The following is a 1252-nucleotide window of genomic DNA, read 5'->3' as shown; positions in this document are numbered from 1 at the left end:
CGTCCACACCGAGCCACAGACACCTAGCTTATGAAAGCTAGCGCGTTGGCTTTTATCCGAGTACCAAACCTCAGCCAGATCGGAACGCCTAATCTTGTCGCGACTGCAATTGATGACACGGAACACTGCGCCCTTCTTCTTTCCTCCAGGCACAGGCTCGATCTTGAAACCCTCCCGCCCGTTGTGAATCAGGTAGGGCGCGCCGTTCGATGGCGCTAACACGAGCTGCGAGTAAGGAACTCGCTTTCGTTTTTCCCGCTCTTCGACTTTAAACAGCAGCCTCCGAGCAGTTTGCTTCATCAACCAACGTTCAAGGTCGGCATGATCCTGATCGTATGTCACCAACTCCACACGATTGGAACCGTCCCGGCCCTCGACATTACGAACCCGGAGCACTTCCCCTGTTTCAGGATCGGGCGCGGTCCAGCGGACCTCCGACTGTTTGTCGGCAAATTTCGTTAGTTTACCGAGGGCGGCTTCGCCGCAACCGCGCGCGTCCTCGCGCCCTGCGGGCGCGCGCGGTTTCGCCTCGCCGCTGTTGACAAAAAGCTCAAATTGACCTACCGTCAACTCTCAATCTCCGTGTTCTTATTGGCTCCCAGCCGGTTGAATTCGGAACCCAAAGGCCCGGCTGCACACCGGGCCTTTTCCTTTTGCGCCGCCCTGCACGGCCTGCGCAAAAAAAAGCTTTTACCTTTGGGTCCCACCGATCCCGCTGCAAATCAAAATCAAATCGCTCGCCGCTCGGCAGAGGGGTGGGGTTTCCAACCCCTCCCCTCTGTCGAGGAGCGTATTTCTCCTGTGGCCGTCAAGGTTGCGCTTCGCCGCCCTGCGGGCGACCTTGACGGGGTTTGCGTTCGTTGCGAAGCAGATCACCCATCCTCTCAGCCAACTCGTCGTAAGCGCGCTTGATCGGCTTGGCCGTGATGTTGTGCGGCCCTATAGAGCGGCAATCAAAGCCCACTTCGCTAGCAGCATTCACGGCCGCATCGAGCGACTTGAAGCGCCGATACTTGCGCTTGTCCTGCTCACGCGCACCACGTAGCGCGAAGAACCGCTCCTTGTCCTTGCCGCCCACAACCATGAAGATCAGGCACCAGTGGTCCTGGACACGCGTGCAAAAAAAGTCGTCCACCAAACCCGCCATAAACATCGACTTCGCTTGGCTCGGCGTCCACGTCTGCCAACCGTCATCGAAAAGATCGCCCGCCATCACCGCCCCTAATAATCTGCTTTAACGTAGCTAGTATCG

2 protein-coding genes are annotated in these 1252 nt (G+C 57.8%); both read right to left on the bottom strand.

What is annotated here, in order from left to right:
* A partial coding sequence (locus BG57_RS30880) for a hypothetical protein (RefSeq protein ID WP_035971111.1) occupies positions 1 to 570 on the bottom strand: 570 nt, incomplete at its 3' end.
* 238 nt (positions 571 to 808) lie between these two features.
* Positions 809 to 1213: a hypothetical protein gene (locus BG57_RS30875; protein ID WP_035971109.1), complete on the bottom strand. Its 405-nt coding sequence runs from the start codon at positions 1211 to 1213 to the stop codon at positions 809 to 811.
* Positions 1214 to 1252: the final 39 nt, after the last annotated feature.

The organism is Caballeronia grimmiae (genome assembly GCF_000698555.1).
Lineage (GTDB): Bacteria > Pseudomonadota > Gammaproteobacteria > Burkholderiales > Burkholderiaceae > Caballeronia > Caballeronia grimmiae.
The sequence above is the reverse complement of the archived record's forward strand: the minus strand, read 5'-3'. Positions and strand labels throughout refer to the sequence as shown.

Bases quoted from the DNA above. Each gene is read 5' to 3' on its own strand.
- BG57_RS30875 (WP_035971109.1), bottom strand. From the start codon at position 1,213: ATGGCGGGCGATCTTTTCGATGACGGTTGGCAGACGTGGACGCCGAGC.